Annotated in this window: 17 protein-coding genes and 1 tRNA gene; 3 read left to right on the forward strand and 15 right to left on the reverse strand. The window is 62.2% G+C overall.

The features are described from left to right. Positions 1 to 213: 213 nt before the first annotated feature. Together pheT and pheS are read right to left on the reverse strand one after the other, a co-directional pair. Complete coding sequence (pheT, locus tag DXC99_RS01180) at positions 214 to 2667, reverse strand: phenylalanine--tRNA ligase subunit beta (protein WP_117629001.1); 2454 nt, start codon at positions 2665 to 2667, stop codon at positions 214 to 216. Between the two features lie 184 nt (positions 2668 to 2851). Continuing rightward, positions 2852 to 3928, reverse strand: coding sequence for a phenylalanine--tRNA ligase subunit alpha (pheS, locus tag DXC99_RS01185; protein WP_089572718.1), 1077 nt, complete (start codon positions 3926 to 3928; stop codon positions 2852 to 2854). Between the two features lie 505 nt (positions 3929 to 4433). Between pheS and DXC99_RS01190 the strand changes: the two genes are divergently transcribed. Then, positions 4434 to 6008 (forward strand): carboxypeptidase M32, encoded by a 1575-nt coding sequence (locus tag DXC99_RS01190; protein WP_117629002.1) that lies wholly within the window; start codon positions 4434 to 4436, stop codon positions 6006 to 6008. Positions 6009 to 6213: 205 nt separating this feature from the next. Here the strand turns inward: DXC99_RS01190 and glmM are convergent, their stop codons facing one another. The 11 genes from glmM to DXC99_RS01245 form a co-directional block, all read right to left on the reverse strand. After that, entirely contained in the window at positions 6214 to 7545 is a 1332-nt protein-coding gene (gene glmM, locus DXC99_RS01195; protein ID WP_117629003.1) for a phosphoglucosamine mutase, read from the reverse strand. A gap of 83 nt (positions 7546 to 7628) precedes the next feature. Further along, complete coding sequence (locus DXC99_RS01200) at positions 7629 to 9941, reverse strand: DUF4012 domain-containing protein (RefSeq protein ID WP_117629004.1); 2313 nt, start codon at positions 9939 to 9941, stop codon at positions 7629 to 7631. Between the two features lie 143 nt (positions 9942 to 10084). Continuing rightward, positions 10085 to 11107 (reverse strand): DMT family transporter, encoded by a 1023-nt coding sequence (locus DXC99_RS01205; RefSeq protein ID WP_199408834.1) that lies wholly within the window; start codon positions 11105 to 11107, stop codon positions 10085 to 10087. Between the two features lie 125 nt (positions 11108 to 11232). Further along, the gene (locus tag DXC99_RS01210; protein ID WP_117629006.1) at positions 11233 to 11943 is read right to left on the reverse strand and encodes a signal peptidase I; all 711 of its coding nucleotides are present in this window, start codon (positions 11941 to 11943) and stop codon (positions 11233 to 11235) included. Further along, positions 11943 to 14180, reverse strand: a complete 2238-nt coding sequence (locus DXC99_RS01215; protein ID WP_158551572.1) for a DUF2357 domain-containing protein — start codon at positions 14178 to 14180, stop codon at positions 11943 to 11945. The genes DXC99_RS01210 and DXC99_RS01215 overlap by 1 nt, the downstream gene beginning before the upstream one ends. Before the next feature lie 69 nt (positions 14181 to 14249). After that, the gene (locus DXC99_RS01220; RefSeq protein WP_117629008.1) at positions 14250 to 15941 is read right to left on the reverse strand and encodes a hypothetical protein; all 1692 of its coding nucleotides are present in this window, start codon (positions 15939 to 15941) and stop codon (positions 14250 to 14252) included. Continuing rightward, complete coding sequence (locus DXC99_RS01225; protein WP_117629009.1) at positions 15934 to 16680, reverse strand: signal peptidase I; 747 nt, start codon at positions 16678 to 16680, stop codon at positions 15934 to 15936. Before DXC99_RS01225 ends, DXC99_RS01220 begins: the two co-directional genes overlap by 8 nt. A gap of 60 nt (positions 16681 to 16740) precedes the next feature. After that, positions 16741 to 17538: a hypothetical protein gene (locus tag DXC99_RS01230; protein WP_117629010.1), complete on the reverse strand. Its 798-nt coding sequence runs from the start codon at positions 17536 to 17538 to the stop codon at positions 16741 to 16743. Between the two features lie 2 nt (positions 17539 to 17540). Next, a complete protein-coding gene (locus DXC99_RS01235) occupies positions 17541 to 18527 on the reverse strand; it encodes a hypothetical protein (RefSeq protein ID WP_117629011.1) in 987 nt (328 codons plus the stop codon). A 15-nt stretch (positions 18528 to 18542) separates the two neighbouring features. Then, a complete protein-coding gene (locus DXC99_RS01240; protein WP_117629012.1) occupies positions 18543 to 19379 on the reverse strand; it encodes a hypothetical protein in 837 nt (278 codons plus the stop codon). 11 nt (positions 19380 to 19390) lie between these two features. Continuing rightward, positions 19391 to 20275, reverse strand: a complete 885-nt coding sequence (locus tag DXC99_RS01245; protein WP_117629013.1) for a hypothetical protein — start codon at positions 20273 to 20275, stop codon at positions 19391 to 19393. A gap of 231 nt (positions 20276 to 20506) precedes the next feature. On the opposite strand from DXC99_RS01245, the gene DXC99_RS01250 reads away from it, so the two are divergent. Continuing rightward, positions 20507 to 20581, forward strand: a tRNA-Val gene (locus DXC99_RS01250). A 381-nt stretch (positions 20582 to 20962) separates the two neighbouring features. On the opposite strand, the gene DXC99_RS01255 is transcribed toward DXC99_RS01250, so the two are convergent. Further along, positions 20963 to 21976, reverse strand: coding sequence for a hypothetical protein (locus DXC99_RS01255; RefSeq protein ID WP_147329319.1), 1014 nt, complete (start codon positions 21974 to 21976; stop codon positions 20963 to 20965). Positions 21977 to 22383: 407 nt separating this feature from the next. Between DXC99_RS01255 and DXC99_RS01260 the strand changes: the two genes are divergently transcribed. Continuing rightward, on the forward strand, positions 22384 to 23082 hold the full coding sequence (locus DXC99_RS01260; protein WP_117629015.1) for a DUF5710 domain-containing protein: 699 nt from the start codon (positions 22384 to 22386) through the stop codon (positions 23080 to 23082). A 130-nt stretch (positions 23083 to 23212) separates the two neighbouring features. On the opposite strand, the gene DXC99_RS10265 is transcribed toward DXC99_RS01260, so the two are convergent. Further along, positions 23213 to 23494, reverse strand: a complete 282-nt coding sequence (locus tag DXC99_RS10265) for a hypothetical protein (protein ID WP_118256698.1) — start codon at positions 23492 to 23494, stop codon at positions 23213 to 23215. Positions 23495 to 23528: the final 34 nt, after the last annotated feature.

The following is a 23528-nucleotide window of genomic DNA, read 5'->3' on the forward strand; positions in this document are numbered from 1 at the left end:
GCCGCTTGAATCACCTTGCCAGTGTTACGTAATGTCATATTCGTAACACGCCGCAGGCTATAATAGCAAAACAGCGCGCCGCCACAAAAGCAGCACGCCGTTATGTAATGCGCGTGTCATATATGCAGGGTCAACGGTGCCTTATTCCGAACACCGCGGTCGCGCAGGGCTCCGCAGCAACCGCCATCAGGCCCTACGCTCCCATCGCAAGCCCTAGCCGCGGACCTCGCCGTTTACGCCCTTGCACACCTTGGTGACAATCTTCTGGTGCGCCTTCTCGACCTCTTCGCTGGTGAGCGTGTGGTCGTCGGAGCGATACGTAAGCGCAAAGGCCATGGACTTTTTGCCCGCTCCGATGCGGATGGGATCGCGGTAGACGTCGAACAGGCGCACGCCCTCGAGCAACTTGCCGCCGGCGCTGGTAATACGGCGCTCAAGATCCTCGCAGGTCACGGCATTGTCGACCACAATGGCAAGGTCGTGCTCAACAGCAGGGTACTGCGAGAACTCGCGGTAGTTCTCCTGATTGCGGGCGCCCTTGATCAGCTTGTCCAGATCGAGCTCAAAGGCAACGACGACCTCATCGATGCCCATCGCCTCGCGCGCCTCGGGGTGGATCTCGCCGACCCAGCCCAGCACGGTACCGCCGGAGAGGACCTCGGCGGCGCGGCCCGGCTGCAAGAAAGCGTAGCCCTCGCCCTCAGCGGGACGGAAACGAACCTTCTCGATGCGCAGCTGGGCGAGCAGCTCCTCGACAATGCCCTTGCCAAAGAAGAAGCGCAGCTTGCGGTACTTCATGTTCCAAGACTGCTCGCTCCACTGGCCCGAAAGCACGCCCGCCACGGACTTGGTCTCCTTGGGCAGGCTGGCGTTCTCGCGGCCGTGGAACAGGCTACCGACCTCGTACAGGTGCACGTTGGGCGTGCCGTGGGCCTCGTTGTAGGCAACGGACTGCAGCAGGCCCGGCAGCAGCGAACGACGCATCTCGGTCTGCTCGGCTACCAGCGGGTTCATAAGCACCACGGGGCAACCGCGGCCCTCGGTGGACATGCCGATCTTCTCCAGGTCGCCCGGGGCGGCAAAGCCAAAAGTCGTGGTCTCGTTGAGGCCGCAGGCGCGCAGGATCTCGCCGACCTTGCGGGTGAGCTTCTGCTCGCGGGTCAGGCCGCCGATGTGGTTCTTGGCAGCCGGGATGGTCGCCGTCACGCGGCCCATGCCCCACAGACGCAGGACCTCCTCGATCAGATCGATCTCGCGCGGCAGGTCGGGGCGGAAGCTCGGCGGAGTGACCATAAAGTCCTCGCCGTCGCGCTCGACGGTGCAGCCCAGGCGGGTGAGCGAGCGCTCGATAAAGTCGGGCTCGATGTCGGCGCCGCAGATGGCGTGCACGCGGGCCAGGCGCAGCTTAATGCTGTCGATGGTCTTGGGCGCGGGGAACACGTCGATGTAGCCGGGAGCGACCTCGCCGCCGGCGATCTCCTCGATGAGCGCGCAGGCAACATCGGCAACATCCACGCAGCCGGTCTCGTCGACCTGGCGCTCAAAGCGAATGGAGGCGTCGGAGATCAGCGACAGGTCACGGCTGGTGTGCGAGGTGCGACCGGCGTTGAAGCAGGCGCTCTCGACCATCACGTCGACGGTGTCGTCCTCGATCTCGGAATCCATGCCGCCCATAACGCCGGCCAACGCCACGGGGCGCTCGCCATCGGTGATAAGGCCCATGCCAGCGTCGAGCGTGCGCTCCTCGCCGTCGAGCGTCGTGAACTTCTCATCCTGCTGGGCGGCGCGAACCACCACGCGACGCCTGCCCTCGCGCTCGGCAAAGGTGGACAGGTCAAAGGCGTGCAGCGGCTGACCGGTGAGCATCATCACGTAGTTGGTGATGTCGACGATGTTGTTATGCGGGCGCACGCCCAGGGCGTTAAGGCGCTTGACCATCCAGTCGGGCGACGGGCCGACCTTCACGTTGCGCACGATGCGGGCAACGTAGCGGTCGCACAGGCCCTCGTCGGCGATCTCGACGGAAAGCTCGTCGTCGGTCGCGCGGCCGGTCTCGGTTTTGATGGCGGGCAGCTCAACGTGGAAATCGCGGTCGAAGATGGCGCCGGTCTCGCGGGCCATGCCGATCATGGACAGGCAGTCGGGGCGGTTGGGCGTGATCTCGCAGTCGAGCACGGTGTCGCTCGAGCCCACGTACTCGGCAAACGGCATGCCGCAGGGCGTGTCCTCGGGCAGAATCATGATGCCGGAGTGGTCGCCGCCCAGGCCGAGCTCGCGCGCGGAGCAGTTCATGCCCATGGACACGACGCCGCGGAGCTTGCTCTTCTTGATCTTGACGTCGCCGGGCAGGACAGCGCCGATCATGGCCGTGACGATGTGGTCGCCGGCCTCGAAGTTCTGCGCGCCGCAGACAATCTGCAGCGGAGCGGGGTTGCCGTCGGCGTCGAGGTTCTTGTCGCCCACGTCGACCGAGCACACATACATGTGGTCGCTATCGGGGTGTGGGGCCTTGGTGAGCACCTTGGCGGTCACCACGTGGTCGAAGGACTCGCCCACGGTGTCGATCGCCTCGACCTCGGTGCCGGTACGGATATATTCGTCCGAAAGGGTCTTGGGATCCTCCGGAATATCGATCATGGTCTTGAGCCAGTCGTAAGAAACACGCATCTAGCTCTCCTTTCATACTGAAAGCCTGCGAAGAAATGCAGGTGGAAACTTCAACTTTGTGAACATTCCTTACAAAGCGAGGGTTGTCCAAGTGCGGCAGATCGGCCCGAAAGAGGAGCGCCGCGTACTTTGGTACGCAAGCGACGAATGAGCGCCGAGGTGCCGTGCTTGGGCAAGCCGCAGCCTAGAACTGATTCAGGAATCTCATATCGCCCGTCATGAGAGTTCGCAGGTCGGGCAGGTCGTAGCGCAGGGCCGCGACGCGCTCGGCGCCAATGCCAAAGGCGAAGCCGGTGTACTTCTCGGGGTCGATGCCGCAGTTGATGAGCACGTTGGGGTCGACCATGCCACAGCCCAGGATCTCGATCCAGCCGCTGTGCTTGCAGAAGTTGCAGCCCTTGCCGCCACACACGTGGCAGCTCACGTCCACCTCGCAGCTGGGCTCAGTGAAGGGGAAGAAGTGCGGACGGTAGCGCGTCTTGCGGTCCTCGCCAAACATGCACTTAACAAAGTAGTCGAGCGTGCCCTTCAGATCGCCAAAGGTAATGCCCTCGTCGACGACCAAGCCCTCGATCTGGTTGAACTGCGGCAGGTGGCAGGCGTCGGCCGTGTCGGGACGGTAGACGGTGCCCGGGCAGATCATGTAGATGGGCGGCTTTTGCGACTCCATGGTGTGGATCTGCACGCCCGAGGTCTGGGTGCGCAGCAGCACGTCGGACTCGCCGTGGGCGTGAGCCTCGGGGTGCGCGACGCTGCCGGGGTTGTTGTCGACCACGTAGAAGGTATCGCGGGCCGAGCGGCTCGGGTGATCCATGGGGGCGTTGAGCGCGGTGAAGTTGTAGTAGGAGGTGTCGACCATGGGGCCGGACTCGACGGTGTAGCCGATGCCGCAGAAGATGTCCTCGGCCTCCTCGATAATCTGCTTGATCAGGTGCTGGTGGCCGATCTGCGGACGGATGCCCGGCAGCGTGATGTCGACGGCTTCGTGCTCGAGTGCGTGCTTGAGGGCGGCAGCCTTCATCTCGGTGGTGCGCTCGTCAAGCATGCCCTCGATCAGCTGGCGCATCTCGTTGGCGCGCTTGCCCATGACGGGACGATCCTCGGGGGCGAGCTTGCCCATCATGCGCATCAGGCCGGTGATACGACCCTTGCGGCCGAGCAGCGCGACGCGCGCGGCCTCAAGCTTCTCGGCGTCGTCGGCGCCTGCGACGAGCTCCTTGGCCTCTTCCTCGAGTTTGACCAGATCATCAATCAGACTCATGTCTTCCCTTTCGTCTCTCGCGCATCCGCTTGCCGGGGCGGCTGGCACCGCCCGATGCTTACGAATGTGCGGCCCGGTTCGGTAATAAAAAAACCGTCCTCGGGCGTGTGCATTGCCCAAGGACGGTTGAATTCCGCGGTACCACCTTGTTTGACCCGGCGGATGTCTGGCCCGCCGTGCCCACTCTGCGCCCCTTATCGCGAGGCTCACGGCTTCCCTACTGGGGCTTCGCCGCCGCTAGCCGCGCGCCCGTTGAGGTCGCTGCTCGGGAGTGAACGCTTGGCCCTTGCCACCGCAGGAAGGCTTGCAGCCCATGACCTTCCCTCTCTTGCCGGCGACGCGGCGGGCAAAACCCTCTCCGTCAACGCATTGGGCTACAGGATACCACATTGTGTGGGCGTATCGCCGCGTTCCGTTTTGTTCGTGCTGGGTACAAGGCAGGTAGCTGTGCAAACTGGCCGCGCGCCCACCCGAGGCGCTCGGCTCACGAGATCAAGGATATGGTATGGGAAAGAAGCACGATAAGAAGGCCGAGCCCGCAGCGGGCAAGACGCCCAAAGGCATGAAGGTCGATAAGGCCGTCAAAAAATTCCGCAAGCTCGAGGGCAAGCTGTGGACCCGCGAGTACCTGCTCAAGATTGCCGAGTTTGACGGCGCAACCATTGCTCCCGCCAACGGCGCCGCGGCCCGCGCCGATGCTATGGGCACCCTTGCCGGCGAACATCACAAACTCCTGACCAGCAAAAAGTCTGTTGAGCTTGTGCGCTCTCTCGCGCGTGAGACGGTCGCGGGCGGAAAGATCGACGACCCGCAGCTGGTCGATGAGATCCGCGTGCTCGGCCGCGACCAGCGCGAGGCAAGCGCCATCCCCACCGAGGAGGCCGAGGCCTGGACCAGGCTCACCTGCGAGGCCGACGCCGTGTGGCACAAGGCCAAGACGGCCAATGACTGGGCGAGCTTTGAGCCCTATGTGGATAGAATCGTCGCCCAACTTAAGCATCAGGCCGAGCTCATGGACCCCAAGCGCGACCCATACGATGTTTGGCTCGACCAGTACGAGCGCGGCCTTTCCGCCAAGAGCTTCGATGCGTTTTGCGATGAGGTCAAGGCGACGGTCGTGCCGCTCGTGCACGCCATCGGCGAGCGCGGCCAGCAGCCCGCTGCCGACTTTTTGCACGCCCGCGTGCCCGAGGCCGCCCAGCGCGCCATGAGCTTCGACCTTATGAAGCTCGTCGGCCTGGACCTGAACGACACCACGCTTGCCTTTACCGAGCACCCGTTTAGCGAGGGCTTTGCCGTGGGCGACGCGCGCATCGCGACGCACATCTACGAGGACGACTGCATCTCCAACGTCTACAGCATCATCCACGAGGCCGGTCACACCATGTACGAGCTGGGCGTGAACCCCGCCTACGCGCGCACCTGCCTGGAGGGCGGCACCTCCATGGGCATCCACGAGAGCCAGAGCCGCTTTTTCGAGAACACCGTGGGCCGCAGCCGCGCCTTTATGGGCCCGCTGCTTGAGGTGCTGCGCCGTCACGCGCCCGAGGTCTATGGCAGCGTGGACGAGGATACGCTCTACCATGCCGTGAACATCGCTCAGCCGTCGTTGATCCGCACCGAGGCGGACGAGCTCACCTATCCGCTGCACATTATGGTGCGCTACGAGATTGAGCGCATGCTGTTTGCCGGCGAGGCCACGGCCAAGGACATCCCCGCGCTTTGGAACCGCTTTATGGAAGAGTACCTGGGCATTCCGGTTCCCAACGACACGCGTGGCTGCCTGCAGGATACGCACTGGAGCGGCGGCTCGTTTGGCTACTTCCCCACCTATGCGCTGGGCAGTGCCTACGACGCCATGTTTGTGCCGGCCATGTGCCGCGACGGCGTCGACCTTACCGGTGCCTGCGCGAGCGGCGATCTGGCACCCGTCCGTGCCTGGCTGGGCGAGCACATTTGGCAGTGGGGCCGCGCCAGGGACGCACCGGAGCTCATCAAGGGCGCCTGCGGCATGGACTTTGATGCCCGCTACTACTGCAGCTACCTGCAGGACAAGTTCACCACGCTCTACCAGCTGTAAGGATTGACCAGCACGCCATCGCCAACGCCAACCATGTTGACGCCAATGTCTTAGCAACGTCAGCGAAAACGGCCCCAAGCGAGCAAGGTGACGTGAAATGAAAGGGCGCTGACCTTCTGGTCACGCCCTTGAAATTGAACGTCAGATTGCCGCTTGAGGCCGTTTGCAGCGTCGAGCAGTTACGCGGTTTGGTAAAACCGCGTAACTAAAGAGCCTCCAGCGCGTTGGCGATGCGCTTCATGGCGGCGTCGGCGGCTGCCTGGTCGGGGGCTTCGGCCAAAACGCGAATCACCGACTCGGTTCCGCTCTTGCGCACCAGTACGCGGCCCTCGCCCGCCAGCGACGCCTCGGCCTCGGCGACGGCGGCCTGCACGCCCATGTTGCCCAGCGCGTCGTCCTTGTCCGCCACGCGCACGGCAACCTGCGCCTGCGGCAACAGCTTGCACGGAGCCGTGAGCTGCGAGAGCGTCTCGCGCTCGGCACGAATCACTTCCATCACGCGCAACGAGGTCATAATGCCGTCGCCCGTGCGCTCGATATCGCCAAAGATCGTATGGCCCGTCTGCTCGCCACCCAGGCTGTAGCCGCCCTCGCGCATCTTGGCATACACGTGACGGTCGCCCACGCCGCTGGTCACGGCACTCAGGCCGGCAAGCTCCAGCGACTTGATCAGGCCAAAGTTGCTGGCGATCGTCGGCACCACGGTACCGCCCGAAAGGCGACCGTGCTTGTTCAGGTACACGCCGCACACGTACAGGATCTGGTCGCCGTCGACCACACGGCCGCGCTCGTCCACGGCCAGGCAGCGGTCGGCATCGCCGTCATAGGCAAAGCCCACGTCCAGGCCCTGCTCCACCACGTGGCGCTGCAGGCGCTCCATATGCGTAGAGCCGCAGTCGACGTTGATGTTAAAACCATCAGGCGCGGCATTGATCACGCGCACGTCGGCGCCCAGCGCGTCGAACACCGGCTTGGCCACCGAGGACGCCGAGCCGTTGGCGCAGTCGATGCCGATCTTGACGCCCTGCAGCGAAAAGTTCGCGCTGGCGATGAGCGAGGCAATGTAGCGGTTGCGGCCCTGCATGTAGTCCACCGTGGCGCCGATGTGGTTGCCCGTGGCCAGCGGCACCTCGCTCTTGCCATCGACGTAGTCCTCGATGAGCTCCAGTACGTCCTCGTCCATCTTAAAACCGTCGCTATTGACGAGCTTAATGCCGTTATCGCAAAACGGGTTGTGGCTCGCGCTGATCATGATGCCGCAATCGAAGCAGCCTTCCACGGTCTGATGCGCTACACCCGGTGTGGGGATCACGTGCAGCATATAGGCGTCCGCACCGCTCGCGACCAGGCCACTCACCAGCGCCGCCTCGAACATATAACTCGAGCGACGCGTGTCCTTACCCACGATGATGCGCGCCTTGCGCTCGCGGTTGGCGCCGTAATACCAGCCCACAAAACGGCCAATCTTATAAGCGTGCTCTACCGTCAGCCCAACGTTAGCCTCACCGCGAAAGCCGTCGGTGCCAAAGTACTTCATGCGCTCTCCTTACAAAATAGGGGCGAACAGATTGCCTGTCCGCCCCAAAATGGTACTCGATTATCTGCGCTACCAGAAAAACCCTACGCCGACGCGCTGTCGCGAGCCGCCTGGCATGTAGGAGTCTGACGCAGCGTAAGCGGCTTGTCCCCCGCCTCGGCTGACGTGGTCAGCGTATATGTGATCGTCGTCGTCTCGCCAGCATGCAGGTCAACGGTGCCCGAATAGAAGGGGATTCCATGCCACGTAGCGGCGCCAAGACCAAACTGGGTGCCCTCGACGGTCAGATCAGTAATGTTGCCGCCCGTCGGGGCAAACAACGAGACATTCAGACGCTCGTCGTCGCGCGCGGCATCGGGCGCGCTCGCCGCGACGTAGTCGGGCAGCTTGCCGGCCTCCTCCTGCGTCATGATGTTCGTCAGGGTAACGGTGATGCGATACGAGCATGTGCCGTCACCGTTCTTGATGCCCTGGCCAATCTGCGTATCGGCATTCAGGTACCAGTCGAGCTTGGAGAAGCTCAGGTTGTTAAAGTAGACACCAGCAACGGGATCTTCACTCGGGTCATCCGGATCGGGCAGCGAGGCGTCGATGTTCATCTCCTTGATAGCGTTCTGCTCGTCATCGTTTTTCATCCACGCGATCAGGCGGCCCTCTTCGGCACCGCGCTCAACGGCGCTGACAAGCTTCGTAACATCGACATCGCCGATACCGCCAAGGATCTTGTCGAAGGCAGCGCTGGCGACGGATGCAAAGATGCCGTCCGACTCCTCGACCGGATAGTTCCAGTACACATCGTGCATGAGGACCTTTGCGGCGTTGGTGCCGTCGACAACCGTTCCGTCGGGCAGCGACACGTTACCGACCAGGCCCAGCAGATACTGCAGGAACACCGGGTCGATACCCACGACGCCGTCAACGTCCTGGCCATATTGAGATTTCCACAGGGCTGCGACACGCTGCGAGTTGCGGGGCCAATCAGGCGAATAGGTATTGCCCGAGTTGTACAGGTTACTGTGGTTGCCGAACAGCGCCTCATCCTCTTCGTCGACGCTCTCGACTGCCTCATCCTCGCTGAGTCCAATGCGGGGAACAAACTCGCCAATCGACATCTGGCCGTCGGTGACCGAAATCAGGCCCTGCGAACCGCCAAAGCCGCCGCAGGCACGAATCTCGACGTTGTTCATGGCGTACACAAGGTAGTTGCGCGTCTGGCCGTTGGCGCCGAGCATCTGCGGAAGGACGGGGGCGACCTTCTCCGCCGCGTCAACCGCGCCGTTGAGGGTGGCAAAGCCGTCCTTGGCCTTATCGACCAGCTCGGTCACCTGGGAAATATGAGTATCGCCAATGCCCTGGATCTTCTCGTTGGCGCTCTTGAACACCTTCGAGCTGCTGGAAAGCGAATCGGCGACCGCCTGCAGCGCGGACACGTTAATCATGCCGTCCTGAAACAGCTTGCCGGGCGTGGCCTGCGAAAGGTTATCGGCCATGGGAACCAGCGCATTGCTCGAGACATCGGACAGGGCGTCGATCATGGTGCGGGCCGCATTGATGTCGCTGCCATACACCGGGATAAACGAAGCCGCCGTCCACAGCGGGCTCGAGGTCTCCGCCTTCATGCTGTCGCAAAGCTCATCAATCTTCTTCGCGTCGTCAGGCAGCGTCGAAAAATCGCCCGACGTGACCTTGTCCTTAAGGCCACCGACAATCTCGACGGCCTCCTTCGCTTCACTCTTTACGGTCTTTGCCGAGTTAAGCAGCATAAAGCCGCTTGCGCCAAGCGCAACGAGAAGCACCGCGACTACAGCGGCAATAATGGCGCCGGTGTGACGCTTTTTGCGTTCGCCCTTGCGATGGCGATGACGGACCAGACCGTCAGAGGTCGAACTCGACGAAGCGTCGCTACCGTAGTTCAAGCCAAAATCGTAATAATCTTCCTTGGAACCCGAGCCCGCAAACTCGGCACCGCTATCATCCAGGCGGGCGAACGTGCCAGTCTCGGAGGCGCCGGTGTAAATCGTGCCAAGGTTACCCGTAAGCCCCGCGCCACCGGCAGAGGGAGTATTGTTGGCGGCCTTGCCGGCATTAACGTTGCCGGCGGTATTCGCGGCGTTGGCAGCACCTGCGTTGTTCGCAGGTATCGAAGGGGCCCCGCTCGGCTGCGACGTGGAGGTTGCACCGCCCGCAAAGACATTCCCTCTTGCACGGCCGGTCTTTTTTGCCTTTTGAGACTGCTCGTACAGAGCGGTAAACATCGCCGTCTCGCCCGGGGACACGCGCTTACCGGAACCGCCCTGCCCAGCGCCGCCCGGCGTGCCGGCCTTACCAGCCCCGTTCGGACGCGGCGGAACTGCAGGACGGCCGCTATCGCTGCCCTTAAAGTGATTACCAGCCATAAAGAAATCCTCGCAATTGAGTCGCAATGAAAAAGTCCATAACGTTACTAGTTTATGGCATTTTGAGCATCGACAGCTAAACTCCAGACACGGACATCAATTGGCGAAAATGTGGCACAACGCCTTTTCCGTCTTGGCGCCAGCTACACCGTCAAAAACACCATCGCGATAATCATGGCAAAGCCCGCCAGGTCGGTGGGCAAAAACACCGTTCCCAGCATAAGGGCGCTGGTGATGGTGGCCGAAACCGGCTCCATGGTTCCAAGGAGGCTCGCGCGCACCGAGCCAATCTCCTTAACGCCCTGCATGTAGAACATATAGGCGAAGAACGACCCCACCACAATAAATATCGCGAGCGCGCCGACACCCGAGGGGCCGAGCGCCGGCATATGCGCCCACGGCTGGGTAAAGATACTCATCACGATTGCCGCCGAAAGCATGGCCGAGCCCGTGACGACCGGGCTACCGTATTTGTTGAGGATTCCGGCAGGGATGATTGCTATGCAGGCACCGCCCACTGCGCACAAAAGGCCCGAGAGCAGGCCCATCGGCGAGATGTTGAGCGTACTGGGGTCGCCGCCCGTGGCGATCAAAAACGTTCCGCCCAATGCGAGCAAAATGCCAAGAGCCTCGCGCGTGCGCGGCAGTCGATGCGCGGTGACGCAGGCATACCCCATGACGACCACCAGCTGCAGGCACTGGAAGACAGTCGCGGTACCCGCGTTGGTCAGGCGCACGGCTGACAGATAGCAAAGCTGGTTGAACAGCAGGCCAAAGATCGTAAACAGAATAAGCTGCTTGCGATCGGCGGGGGTAGTCCACAGCTCGATCAAGCGGTCGCGGTCTTTTCTGAGCACAACGAACATAAAGAGCAGGCCAGCGATAACTTGGCGCACGCTCATCAGCCAAAACGTCTCGATATGGCACACGTCAAAGAGGTAGCTGGCGCTGGTGCCAGAAAAACCCCAAAACGTACCGCCGGCAAACGCGGCGAGCGTACCCAGGGCCATCTTGCGCGCCTGGGCGTCGTTGAGGCGGTCGCGCCATGCGCGGCGGGTGCTGCGGCTCAGCTCGTCAGTCCCCTCGGGCACGATAAAATCAGACGCCGCCGTCATCGGTACCGAAGCCCTTTCACGTGCACACTGCGCCGAGCGCTTCTGTTCCATCCCACTCCCCAGAAATCAATTGGCAACAAAGCGCTCAAACTGTAGCACGAATATTGATACGGAAATGCGGGCGATTCGGAACATCTACGAGCATCCAAATTGCAGGGACGAAAGGCACCGAAGAGCTATGCCGAGCGGTTGGAATCGCCTGGGGCGCCGGGATCGGCTTCCGCACTTTCATCGGTATGGCCACCGTCGGCATCGCCCTCGTCACCGGCGTCGCCCTGCTCCTCCTGCTCGCGACGGCGCTTTTCGCGAATCTGCTCCACGGCTGCGCGCAGGGCGGCCTCGTCCTCGGCGCGTGCCACCTCTTGCGTTGTCTTGACCATATGGCGAATCTCGAGCACCAGCAGCACGATCAGCGGCACCACGATAAGCGGAAAGAACAGCAGCGGATTGGTGAGCAACGAGACCACCACGCCCAGCCCCGCCGAGACAAAGACCACGCGGCCCACCACGTCGGCGGCGGGCACGGGCGCGGCGTCCTCGACCGGATTGGCATCGCCCTTGGTGCGGTAGACCGGCGTGCCGTCGGCCGCGGCCTCCACGGCAACGATGCGGTGCGTGTTGAGTGAACCCTCCAGCGCGTCATCGGACGAATGGAAGGTGATGATGTCACCCACCTGGTAGGCCTGACTGTTGTCGGTATCGACGACGATAAACGAGTGCACGGGAATCGCCGGCTCCATAGAGCCGGTCAGCGTGCGCATAAAGCCATAGCCCATGATGGTGGGGATCTCGCCGGCGGGCGTGAACACCGTGCGCAGCAGCACCACAAAGGCGACCAGGATCACCACGGTCGCCAGCACGTTGATCACGCGGAGCACGTGCTTCATCACTTGTCGGCGTCCTTTGCGGAAGGCTCGACGTCAGTGGCGTCAGATGCCGAAACGTCGGTCTCATCTCCCTCAACGGTCGTGGCGACATCGCCCTCGGCGGCCTCTCCGCGCAAGCGAGCCAGCAGATAGCGCGACAGGCTGTTGCCCTCGGCACGGCGCTCGGCGCGGGCGCGATCGCGCTCGGCCTGTTCCAGCTCGTGCGCCAACGAGGCCAAGCGCTGCTGCATCTCCGCGCGAGCAGCTTCGACCTCGCGCTCGCAAGCGGCACGGACGGCGGCGACCTCCTGCTCGATTCGCTCCCCCGCCTCGAGCTCGGCCGCGGCAATGCGTGCATCGGCGTCGGCACGGGCCTCCTCGGCGGCACGCGTGGCGGTGTCGCGCTCGGCGGCAGCGGCGGCGACCTTTTCGTTGGCATCCACCGCAGCCTGCTCAACGGCAGAGTCGGCGGCAACGCGGGCAGCATCGATTGCGGCATCGGCGGCCTGCTGGGCGGCGGAGACCTTCGCCTCAGCCGCGGCAACGGTGTCGGCGAGCGCCTGCTCCGCTGCGGCTGCCGAGGCGTCGGCCGCCTCCTGCGCGGCGCGAGCATCGCGTTCGGCCGTCAGCTGCACTTCCTCGATCTGCAGCTTGGCGGCGTCCAACTTGGCATGCAGCTCGGCCATCTCCTTGGCAGAGGCCTCGCGCACGGCGGCGAGCTCGGCCGCAGCAGTGTCCTTGGTGGCCTGCAGCTCGGCAGCGTCGGCCGCCGTCTTGGCGGCCAGGGCCGCAGTAGCATCGCTCTTAACCTGCGCGACCTGCTCGGAAGCCGCCTGCTCGGCGGCAGCAACCTTGGCGTCCGCGTCTGCCCGGGCGGCAGCCACCTCGGCATCGGCCTCGGCGCGCATCTGCTCAAGCTGCGCCGCCGCGGTCTCACGCGCCTCGACAGCGTCGGCCTCGGCAGCCTTCTTGCCCGCCTCGACATCCTCCAGCGAACCTCGCAGCTCCTCAACATCCGCCTCGGCCATCTGCGCGCGTTGCGTCAGCGCCAGCTCGCGCGTTTTGGCCTCGTCCAACTCGTCGGCCAAGTCGTCGCGCTCGTCGGTCAGCGCATGCGCCTGAACCTTCCAGGACGTAAGCTGCCCCTGCAGCTCCTCAATCTGCTCGCGGGCCTCGGTCAGCGCCTGCTCGGCATCGAGCTGGGCCTGCGTGACCTCCTCCACAAACACGCGCCGGACCTCGACGTCGGGCAGGTCGGGGCTATCGACCTGCTCCTCCTTAATCTCCTTAATAAACTTGGGCGCCACCGGCGCGTGTTGCACACTCTCGAGCTCCTGCAGGTTGCGCTCGTCATCGGTCAGGCTCTTAAAGACGGTGTAGTTGTTAATGAGGTTGGTGTACATCTGCACCATGTACTCGTCGTCGAACGCCAGCGCCTGCTGCTGCACGTCGATGTTGTAGCCCACCTTGTCGTAGCGCTCCATAAACTGCCACAGCTGGTAGCACTTGCGGTAGTTGGGGTCCTTCATGATGAGGTTGGTGCGCTGGATGGGGCTGCGGACCGCACTGCAACCGTTCATAATCTGGCAGAACGACGCGCCACGCAGCGCCATGACCAGACGGCGCACGCGGTCGATGCGCATAAAGACGTCCATGTTGTCGGCGTCGTTCTCGGCAAAGCTCTGGCGGTTTTTGACCGTCATCTCGACGTTGTACTCGATCTCTTCGTACGCATCGTCGATCTTGCTGTGCATCTTAAAGCGGTTGCGGATCTCGTTGCCCGTAGACCAAAAGATCACGTCGGTGCGCTTGTCCACAAACGTCAGCAGGCGCTGAATCAGGTGGTAGATAAAGCGATTCTCGTACAGGTCGTAGGTCTCGACGGTATTGACGTTGAGGATGCGCGTGGGATGGACGCCGCCATCGTCGCTCGGCGCCAGGAACTGCGTGTTCTGGCTCAGGTGACGGACGCTGTCGGCGCTGATCTTTTTGGCGAGCGAGACCGGCACCACCTCTTCCTCGGTGGTGATAAAGCGGCGCGGCTTTTCGATAATGGTATTGATGGCGTCGAGCGAGTCCTCGATCATGCTGATCCATTCCTCGTCCACCACCTTGACGAGCTCCTCGCGCTGCTGCTCGATCGTGGTGCCCGAGGCCTGCGCCATCTCAAACAGATAGCGAAAGTAGCGGCTGTCCTCCTGGATGGGCTCCATCTGCTCGGAGAAGCTGGTATAGAGGTCCTGAATGGTCTCGGACATGGGATGCTCCATAGGTTGGATCGATCGGAAAGGGGCGGGGCGACATCACGCCGCCCCGCATTTACAGCATTAGTAGAAGTTCTGGATCCGCTGCAGGTACATGACGGAATCGGGCAGGCCGCCCTCGCCAAAGGTCTTCTCGATGTACTCGATCAGGCCCTTCATCTCGTCGCGCACAAAGCTCACGTTCATGGACTCAAACTTCTTGAGCACCTTGCGGGCGATGATGTAGTCCATGCCGCCCAGCTCGGTGCCGCCGCACGCCACGTACACGGGGATAAAGTCGTACATCTGCTTGATGATACGGTTGCCAAAGGCCAGCTTAAAGCGGGTCTGCAGGTACTGGTCCAGCTTGTGCATCTTCTGGAGCAGCTCGTCGTCGATTACGTACTCGACCTTGGCCTTTTGGAACAGATACTGCAGGTGGTCGGCCGTCACGTGCACGCGCTCGTGCGGCTCGCATTCAAACGCGTCGGCGCGCTCGTTGAGCTCGATGGGGATCGCACGGTCGTACACCTTGTCCGTGATGGTAAAGGTGGAGTCGTCGTTGTTGGCGGTGCCGATAAACCACAAGCTGTCGGGAATGGTGAGCTTGCCGTCGTGCAGGGCCTTGGGGTCGGCGGCCCACTGGGTGGGCACCAAGTCGAGCACCCACTCGTCGTGGCTGGGCATCTCGAGCACCGACAGGATCTCGGCAAAGTAGTACTCCACGCGGGCGAGGTTCATCTCGTCGAGCACGATCATGGACGGGTCCTGGCGAAGGCCTGCCTCGTACACGGCGCGCAGGAACTCGGTCTCGTTAAAGCGCTTGGAAAACTCGTTGAAGTAGCCCAGCACCTCGGTGCGATCGCGAAAACTCGGCTGCACCGACACGATGGTCGCGGGGTTATCCAGGTAGCGGCTAAAGCTGTAGGGCAGCGAGGTCTTACCGGTACCCGAGATGCCCTCCAGGATCAGCAGCTTGGAGGCGGCCATGCCGGCCACAAAGCGGCGGATGATTTCGGGCGTGTAGTAGAGCTTCATCTGGCTGCAGGCGAACGCGCGGAAGCTGTCGACAAAGTCCTCGAGCGAGATGGCATCGTCGTAGGCCGGCGACTCCCAGTCGCGGTACTTAAGGTCCACGAGGGACAGCTTGGGAAAGCGGTTGGCCTGGGCGATCTCTTTTTCCTCGGCAAGGGTCTTGGCCTCGACGGTGGCCTTGGCCATGGCAGCCGCGGCGTCCTTGACGCCCGCGCCATCAAGCGCGAGCGACGCGTTGCCCGACACCACGGCAGCCGTGGCGCCCTCGCCCGCAGGCGCGCCCGCAGCGGCGCCCACCACGTTGCCCACCGTCGGCAGGTGATCGTCGGCAAGAGCCGAGGCGCCCACGTACGGAATCTGCTTGGTACCGCCCATGGCATTGACCTTGAGCGCCAGCAGCTTGTTCTTCTCGTCCATAAGATCGAGCACCTGCTTGTTCAGGCGGCCGATCTCGCGATAGAGCGCCTTGTTGGACGTGTCGTCGCGATGCAGGCGGCGGTTGATGCGGTAGCGGTGGACCAGGATGGCCACGATCAGCACGGGGACCGCGATGAGCATGGCAAACAGAATGACCGCGCCGATCTTGCCCACCAGGTCAAACGTGGTGAAGTAGGTCATAAAGATGTTGAAGTACTCAACCCAGCCAAACACCAGCAGGTTAAGGATGGAGCTCACAACGGCAACGACGTTGTAGACAACCTTTGCCAGCAGCTCCCAGGCAAATCCCAGAAACTCACTCACCGTCGGTATCCTCCTGCTTGGTCGCGTTCATCGCCGCCTCGGCCTCGGCCTTCAGACGACGGGCTTCCTCGAGCTTGGCCTCGGCCTGGGCGAGCTGCTCGGCGGCGTTATCGGCGGTGACGGTAGTGTCGCCCTTGCCCTCGGCATCCACGATGGCAGCCGCGGCGGCCAGGCGGTCCTCCTCGGCCATAGCGCGCTTAAGGTTCATGCCAACCACGATGAGGTGATACACCTGGTAGATAAAGAACAGCAGCATGGGCAGCACAATCACAATGAGGAAGCCCATGGAGCTGGACAGGAAGTCCATGACCTTGCCCATCTGCGGCAACGCGAACAGGTACTTACCAACGATGTCGCCGTCGCTGATGATGTGCGTATCGGCCACGTCGTTGTTGTCGCCCTTGGTGGTAAAGCTGCGCATGCCGTTGACCTCGTCGATGGCGGCGATACGGTGCGTGTTGAGCGCGTACTCGTTGTCGATAATGGTGTGGAACGTCACGATGTCGCCCACCTCGAGCTTGGAGGTGTCGCACTTTTTGATGACGATGAGGTCGCCCTTGTTAAACGTGGGCGCCATGGAGTCGGACTGTACGGCGAGCGGGGTGAAGCCGGCGATGTCCGAGACGCTGCCGTCCTCGCGCGTGGCGAGCGTGGTGAACGCGTACAGGGCCGCTACCAGGATGATGATCCACATGACGACGCTTAGTGCGATGGATGCGGCTTTTTTAACAGATTGCATGATGTCCCTTACTACCGTGTCTGTCTAGGTCGTGCGCGGCCCGATGGCCGCCGTGCATATCTACTGTTCCTCGATGCCCTCAAAGCGCATCGAAACCGAATAGTTAGCTCCCTTTAGCATATTAGTGCAATTTGGGTCCGTTCCCTCGAGCCATATGCGAACGGTTACCGGCTTGTCCGTATCTTTTATTAGGTCGAACATATCGCTGGCCGCGGTGGCAGCGCCCGAATCGAGCCCAAAGACGGTGGCCGTACCGGACGAGCCCCCGCCTCCGTTGGGGTTGTAGACCCAGGTGTAGCCGTCGGCGGTAAAGCTCATGCGCATGGCGCTGGCCATGCCCTGCGTGTCGGAGCTAAACCGCGTGCCGGACGCGCCGCCGTCGCCGTCCTGCCCGGTCAGGCGAACGCGCAGGTCCGTACTGCTCATAAAGTGCAGCGTGAACTCCAAGTAGGCGCCGGTCGCGGGATCGGCGGTGGAGCCGTCCTCGAAGGTAAAAGTCTGGTAGTCGCTCGTGGTGACGGGCTTGAGCCTGGATGCATCGATGTCCACGCCCTTTTCGCTGGCGATGCGTGCCGAGATCTGGTCGAAGCCCAGGCTGTGCACGTACTCTTCGAACGCGGCATGCTCGTCTAGGTCAAAGCGCAGCGAGCCGTCGGCGTTGGCGTCGATCATGAGCATGCGGGTCTTGGCGCTATCGGCGATGGAGAACCAGGCGAACGTTGCCATGGCTATCGCCACCAGCGCAAACAGCACCAGCACCACGGTGGTAGTGAGCTTGCGGCGCAGGTCGATATCGGTGGGCGCGGCAACCGGAGCGCCGGTGGTCGGGCGGCGGTTGTCGGGCGTGGCGTGTGCCATTGCTACTCACCGTCCAAGGTCGCAAAGAGCGCCAGGTGCAAGGTGCCCGGGTCTTGATGCAGGTAGTCGGCGCTATCGGGGTCGGTGCCCTCGATGTAGTAATAGATATCCAGACGATAGGTCTGGCCCAGCCCCAGCGTGGCAAGCGTGTTTTGCGGGCGCGTGGCCGTCTCGCTCGTGTCCAGCGTAAAGGCGGCGGGGTCCTGCGTCACGTTGGTACCGCAAGCGAGCTGGCCGTTTTGCCAGCCCAAAAGCATGCCCTCGGTATAGCCTGCCAGGCCCGCGGGGACGGTCGCGGGATGCTCGTCGCGATGGCCGCCGTCGGAGCTGTCGAGCTCAAAGATGTTGGCGGCAAGTACCTGGTTGCCGCTCGAGATCTTAATGCCCACACGGGCTGCGCGCAGCAGCTCGGCGTTGGCGTCCTGCGGGACCAGCGATTCGGCCAGATACAAGCTGACCTTACCCTTTACTTTGCTGGCGCCCGTTCCGGTAATGGTGGGGCGCAGATCGATCCAGCCGTGGTAGAACGCGGAGCCATTGTCTTTTGCCTGCTCAAATACCGTGGCATCGCCGGCCGAGTTGTTTTGCGCGCAGGCGGCAAAGCCGTTGAGGTCAAAGGTCGAGACTGGGTAGAGCGTCACGGCGCCATTCGCGCTGGAAGTCAGGGAAACGTCGCCCTGCTGCGACCAGCTGCCGCGATCGGCATCGCCCAGCTCTAGCACCAGCTTGGACGTGTCGCTGTGCACGCTCACCGAGTTGGTGTTGACCTTCATGTTGCTGGTAAACCAGGCGTAGGTCGCGGCGCCCAAAGTGGCGGCGAGCGCCACCATAACGAGCGCGATGTAGGCACGCGCGCGACGGGCGTGACGGCGGGCGGCGGCGCCCTCGAGGACCTGGCGATCGACGGACGCGCTGGAGGGGGCCGCGGAGCTAGCGCTCTGGGTTTTGGCCTTGCGGTTATCTGCTGGCATGTGCTTCTTGTCTTCCATGTCGCTTCGCCCCCCTTATGCCTTGGCCGCGGCAAAGGCAAGCTGCAGCACCACATCGCGAGCCTGAGCCTCGTCGATGCAATTGGCGTCGCAGCCTTCCATGTACACAACGTAGCGAACGCTTGCCACCTCGTTGGCGGCCAGCGTGCAGATGGGCGTGGCGCCTGCGCGCGCCGCGGGCGTGTCGCCGGTGCCATCCATGCTGTAAGCGCTTATGGCACGCGCGGGGTCGGCGGTGTAGGTCCAGCCCGAGGCACCGGGCGCCACGACCACGCCGTCTTGCGCGGTGGTACGCCTACTGGTGGCGCCCGAGGTGTTGCCCAGATCGTCGCAGGTAAAGATATGCGTTTGCGTGCCCGACTGAGTTGTAATGACCAGGCCCAGACGCAGCACGGCCAGCAGCTGCGGGTCGTTCGTCACGCTCATCTGGCCCTGATACAGGTACACGTTGAGCGCGCTATCGCTGCCCTTAAGGTACAGCGTGCCCGAAAGGGCGTAGTCGTCCAGCTGCGCGGTGCAGTCGGCGTAGTCGGTCGTGATGCCGGCGGCGTTTTGGAACGTGCCGCGCCAAAAGCGGGAAAGGTCTGCCGTCGAGATGGGATAGAGCGTCTTGTCGGCGGCGGCAAGCGTTGCCGTTGTGTCCCAGGGCCCGTTGGCCGAAAGGCCAATCTGCAGGTCGGACCCCTCGTCGCTTACCGTGTGCGCCACGGGCGTCACGTTGGTGAAGCGCGAGTTGCTAAACCAGGCGTATGTGGCCGCACTCAGGGCGGCTACCAGCACCAACATCCATGCGGCCGCGGCAACCATGCGACGGCGCGAGCTTAGGATGTCTTTGATGTTCGATGTACTCATGCCCCGGCCCCTTACGAACGCTTACCGGCAAAGCGCAGCGCCAGCGATTGCAAGCTGGTAGCAGCCAGGTTGTTGGTGCAGTCGGGGTCGCAGCCTTCCAGCCACACGTACACATCCACGCGCACGGGCGTGCTGCGGTTGGTGCCCTTGGCAGCGGCGGGCAGGCTGCAGATCTTGGTCGTAGCCTCCTTGAGGCTCACGATGCCAGTGTCTTCGTTGTAGTCACAGAAGTTTGCACTGGTCAGCTGGTCAAAATGAACCGTTGTTCCATCGGAGCGGGTGCTGTCGAGCACCAGGTGATTCTGCTCGTTCTCGCCGGCATCCTTGCCGTCGAGCGTGTTGTAGCGCGCCTGGGGATTGCGCTCGCCCGAGACCTCAAAGATGTACTGGCCCGTAACGGTATCGCCCTGCCCCGGCGCATAGGTAACCAGGCCCACCCGCAGAGCGGTAGAGATGGGGTTTGCCGGGTCCTGCTCGGTAAAGTCGATGCCCGACAGGTACACGTCGGTCGCGGCAGAGTTGGTGGCCAGGTACAGGGAGGTCTTGTAGTAGTCGGAATGCTCTGCGGCACCAAACATGCTGGCAAACAGCGAGTCCTGGGTGGTTCCGCCGGTAAAGCCCGTTACCTTTTGAAAGCCGTTGAGCACGTTGTCGGTCGAGACGGGATCGAGCAGACCCGTAAAGCTCAGGCCGGCGTTGGTTTTGTATTCGCCGTCGTACTCGTTGGAGATAAGGAAGGTCACGCCCGTGCCCGCGGCCATCTTGACGTCGGTGATGTGGCGGTTGGCGTTGTAGATGTACCAAGCATACGTTACGGCTCCGGCAGCAGCAAGCGCCACCAGCAACGTGGCGAGCATGCGATTGAACTGTTTTCGCAGCGAGCGCGCGTCCGACATGTCCCTCCCCCAGATGCCGCATCGTAAACTACCTGGACACCATTTGCCCATAATGGGAACATTTTACGCGAACGTGCAGTTCATCGGGGGTACAAACGCGACTTTTCACGTGCTGCTCGTGCCGGATCGGGGGCCGATAGGGTCGCAAGTTGCCACTTTTTAAAAAATAGTTCTTGCCACCGGATGGGAGCTCCGTTATATTATTCCCTGCGCACTCGCGCACCCTTGATCGGGCGTTTAGCTCAGGGGGAGAGCGCTTCCCTGACACGGAAGAGGTCAGAAGTTCAAATCTTCTAACGCCCACCAAATGTTCGCAGCTCAGAGGCTTCGCCTCTGAGCTGTTTTATTTTACGGCGACCAAGCCCAGAGGATGCCACGGCACCCAAAGCGCCCAAACAGCCCCGGTGATTGCCCCGATCAGGCGCGGTTGGGTCTCGCAGCCATATATAAATAACCCCCTATAAAGTGAGGTTTAATACTTTTCCCGAGAAGTGAACGAGCTTATTTGGACCCCCAGAGCATCCACACTTTTTGACGTTAAAACCGCAGGACCCCAGCAGCAAAACCGCAGGAAACGGGCCCCTAAAAGTGTCGATGTTTCGGGGGTCCATTCTGGCTCGTTCACTTCTCGGGAAAAGTATTAGATCTGGATATATGGCCGCTAATTCTAACCCCCTGTTACCGCCCCTACCAATACTGATGCGCATCGATAACGGCTTGCCAGAGCCAAAATCGCTTCGTTTCGGCACGCGCATGGGCAAAATATCGCTGCTCTGCACTCATCGCCTTGTTAAAGATGGGGCGCTTATTCCGATGCAGCTTCCGTCGGATGCGTTCGCACAGCCGAACGAGCTTGTCGTAGTCATTTGCTTGGTCGGTTGTCACCATAAAATACGCTACTCCCTCAAGCAGTTCCAACTCGTTGCGGCGCTCGGCATCCTTGTGGATCTTCTCGCGGCCGTCATGAATGGCATCGCTGTCGTAGTCGACCATCGCGGTCAGCACCTCTGGCAGCAGCCCGGCCTTTACTTTATCCCTGCCCACCTCGACTTTAGCCGTAAGCGTAATGTCGGGCGTGCGCTCCAACACGCGCAGTTTGCGCTCGCGCCCATCGTTGAGTCCATCGCGAATGAAAGCCTTCTTGTTGAGCTCGGCCTTGCCCAATGCATACCCGCCGTAGCGCGCAGGCAGCGACATAAACATGCACAGCCCCGACTCCCTCGGAGAGCGCGATCCCTCGATCACATACGCAAGCAGCGCCTTTGCCTTCGCGAGACCCCTTACCTTTGGGGACGCCTCGATATACGCCGCAATGAGCTCCTTCGTCGTGAGCCTGCCATCGCGCATGCCCCCATCCCTGCTTGTCACCCCGCCGGGAGCAAGGTTGTCCAGCCGATAGTCCGATGTCATGGCATAGCCGGCATAGATGGCCTCGGCCGCAGAGCTGTCGTGCGCAACCTGCACAAACGCCAGCTCGGGGGAGCACACATACGCATCCAGGCCGCCCATCCAGTGGCCCAGCGAGATAAACGAGCCCGCCGGGAGCTCGTTGGTGCACAGGTGCGTCTTAACATGCTTGCTCTGCCGACGGTCGGCACGCGATGGCACCAGCAAATCCAGCGTTTGGATCCCCAGATCATAGCGATCGATAAACTCCTGCGCCTCTTGCTCCAACAGCGCGCAGGCGCCTGCAATCGACACGACCTCTGGTTCCGAATCCCCAAAACGAGGGTTCGGCAGGTGCGCCAAAAGCGCCAACGCAGCGTTATGTGAAACGATAAAGTAACCCATGGCGCGAAGATAGCACGCGCGTCGGCGGCCGCTGGCGGTCCTGGCGAGTTTTCGGCAAACGACCAGCAGTTTTTTGCCGCGGCGCAACCAAAGTGTTCATTCGTCGACGTCTAAATGCAAATCCGTCAAGCTTTTGGCAAGGTTGCCGCTCAACTGACCAAAAGCTGACCATTTGCTTGCCCATTTGCTTGACGGCACCCCCTCGCCAAAATGCTCCGCGACTTCTCGGACGGTCGAAATGCTCGTTTAGCGACCACACACCCAGCGCTGGGGTATCCTTGGAGCACATGCACCGCAAGCCGCACAAAGGAGCCGCCATGCGCACCGAGCTCGATGTTCCCTTTTCGCACAAAGACAAGGCCAAGGCCCTGGGCGCCAAGTGGGACCGGGTCAAGAAGATCTGGTACGTGCCCGATGGCGTCAACCCCGAGCCCTTTGCCGCGTGGCTGCCTGGGCTGGACCGCTCCGACCCCAGCGCGCCCTACATCTACCTGGTGCTGGGCAAGCGCGAATGTTGGAAGTGCCACGAGCAGACAACGGTCACGGCCTTTGGCATTCCGTATCGGGTGGCCGAGGACTCGGGCAGCAAGGCTGCGCCCGGCGCAGTACCCGCCATGGACGACGCGGGCCACATCGCGATCGACACCGCCCGCGCCAACGCCATAGCTATCGTCCCCGCGCTGGGCTGCGTGCCGGCCGAGATCCGCGACTACCTGCGCGAGCGCTGCGGCTACAAGCCCGTAACGTCGCGCACCACCAAGACCGCATCGCTCTCCAGCACCTGCACCGCCTGCGGCGCGCTGCAAGGCAGCCATTACCTGTTCGAGGAGCCCACGTCGCCGTTTGCGCTCACGGCCATCAACAAGCTGCCCGCGCTGGAGTTCGTGCGCGTGGAAGTCGCCGGCGTCTACGGCATCCCCGCCAGCCAGGACAACTTTGACCAGGCGCTCTTCACCTGGGCACGCGACCACCACACCCAGTTCCACAAGACCTTGTACGAGGGGATTTACCTGTAGGGCATCTTATAAGGCAGAAACGGCTGAGCGTGGAAAATCTCCCGTTTTTGACAGCCCTTCAGCCCAAAAACGGGAGATTATCCACGCTCGGTTTTCGATCGTCCAAAAATCCTCGCTCGCCATCAGGCAATTAGGTGTCCGCATCGTCATAGGTAATGGCGCATCCACAGGTCGGGCATTGCTGAGGATAGACCGGGAGGCGCAGGCCCGTTCGAACCCGCGGGTCGGTGGCGTGCTTATCGCGGGCATCGATGAAGGTGATGTCTAGGCACGGAAGGTCTGTACCGCAGCAAGGACAGGGCAGACAGATTTGGCTGCAGCTGGCCTCGATGAGCGGAAATAAGCTCCGATCCATCAAAACGCGCGGTAAGTTACCGTATGCGCCGCGCGCGATATCGCTTCGCCATCCCATGGTCTCCCCTTTCCTGTTTTACCTGTTGAGAAGA

The sequence above is a fragment of the Collinsella sp. TF10-11AT genome, from assembly GCF_003437565.1.
In the GTDB taxonomy this organism is placed as follows: Bacteria; Actinomycetota; Coriobacteriia; order Coriobacteriales; family Coriobacteriaceae; genus Collinsella.

Bases quoted from the DNA above. Each gene is read 5' to 3' on its own strand.
- DXC99_RS01200 (WP_117629004.1), bottom strand. From the start codon at position 9,941: ATGGCTGGTAATCACTTTAAGGGCAGCGATAGCGGCCGTCCTGCAGTT.
- DXC99_RS10265 (WP_118256698.1), bottom strand. From the start codon at position 23,494: ATGGGATGGCGAAGCGATATCGCGCGCGGCGCATACGGTAACTTACCG.
- DXC99_RS01260 (WP_117629015.1), top strand. From the start codon at position 22,384: ATGCGCACCGAGCTCGATGTTCCCTTTTCGCACAAAGACAAGGCCAAG.
- glmM (WP_117629003.1), bottom strand. From the start codon at position 7,545: ATGAAGTACTTTGGCACCGACGGCTTTCGCGGTGAGGCTAACGTTGGG.
- DXC99_RS01210 (WP_117629006.1), bottom strand. From the start codon at position 11,943: ATGAAGCACGTGCTCCGCGTGATCAACGTGCTGGCGACCGTGGTGATC.
- DXC99_RS01215 (WP_158551572.1), bottom strand. From the start codon at position 14,180: ATGTCCGAGACCATTCAGGACCTCTATACCAGCTTCTCCGAGCAGATG.
- pheS (WP_089572718.1), bottom strand. From the start codon at position 3,928: ATGAGTCTGATTGATGATCTGGTCAAACTCGAGGAAGAGGCCAAGGAG.
- DXC99_RS01245 (WP_117629013.1), bottom strand. From the start codon at position 20,275: ATGTCGGACGCGCGCTCGCTGCGAAAACAGTTCAATCGCATGCTCGCC.
- DXC99_RS01205 (WP_199408834.1), bottom strand. From the start codon at position 11,107: ATGGAACAGAAGCGCTCGGCGCAGTGTGCACGTGAAAGGGCTTCGGTA.
- pheT (WP_117629001.1), bottom strand. From the start codon at position 2,667: ATGCGTGTTTCTTACGACTGGCTCAAGACCATGATCGATATTCCGGAG.
- DXC99_RS01235 (WP_117629011.1), bottom strand. From the start codon at position 18,527: ATGGAAGACAAGAAGCACATGCCAGCAGATAACCGCAAGGCCAAAACC.
- DXC99_RS01225 (WP_117629009.1), bottom strand. From the start codon at position 16,680: ATGCAATCTGTTAAAAAAGCCGCATCCATCGCACTAAGCGTCGTCATG.
- DXC99_RS01240 (WP_117629012.1), bottom strand. From the start codon at position 19,379: ATGAGTACATCGAACATCAAAGACATCCTAAGCTCGCGCCGTCGCATG.
- DXC99_RS01230 (WP_117629010.1), bottom strand. From the start codon at position 17,538: ATGGCACACGCCACGCCCGACAACCGCCGCCCGACCACCGGCGCTCCG.
- DXC99_RS01190 (WP_117629002.1), top strand. From the start codon at position 4,434: ATGGGAAAGAAGCACGATAAGAAGGCCGAGCCCGCAGCGGGCAAGACG.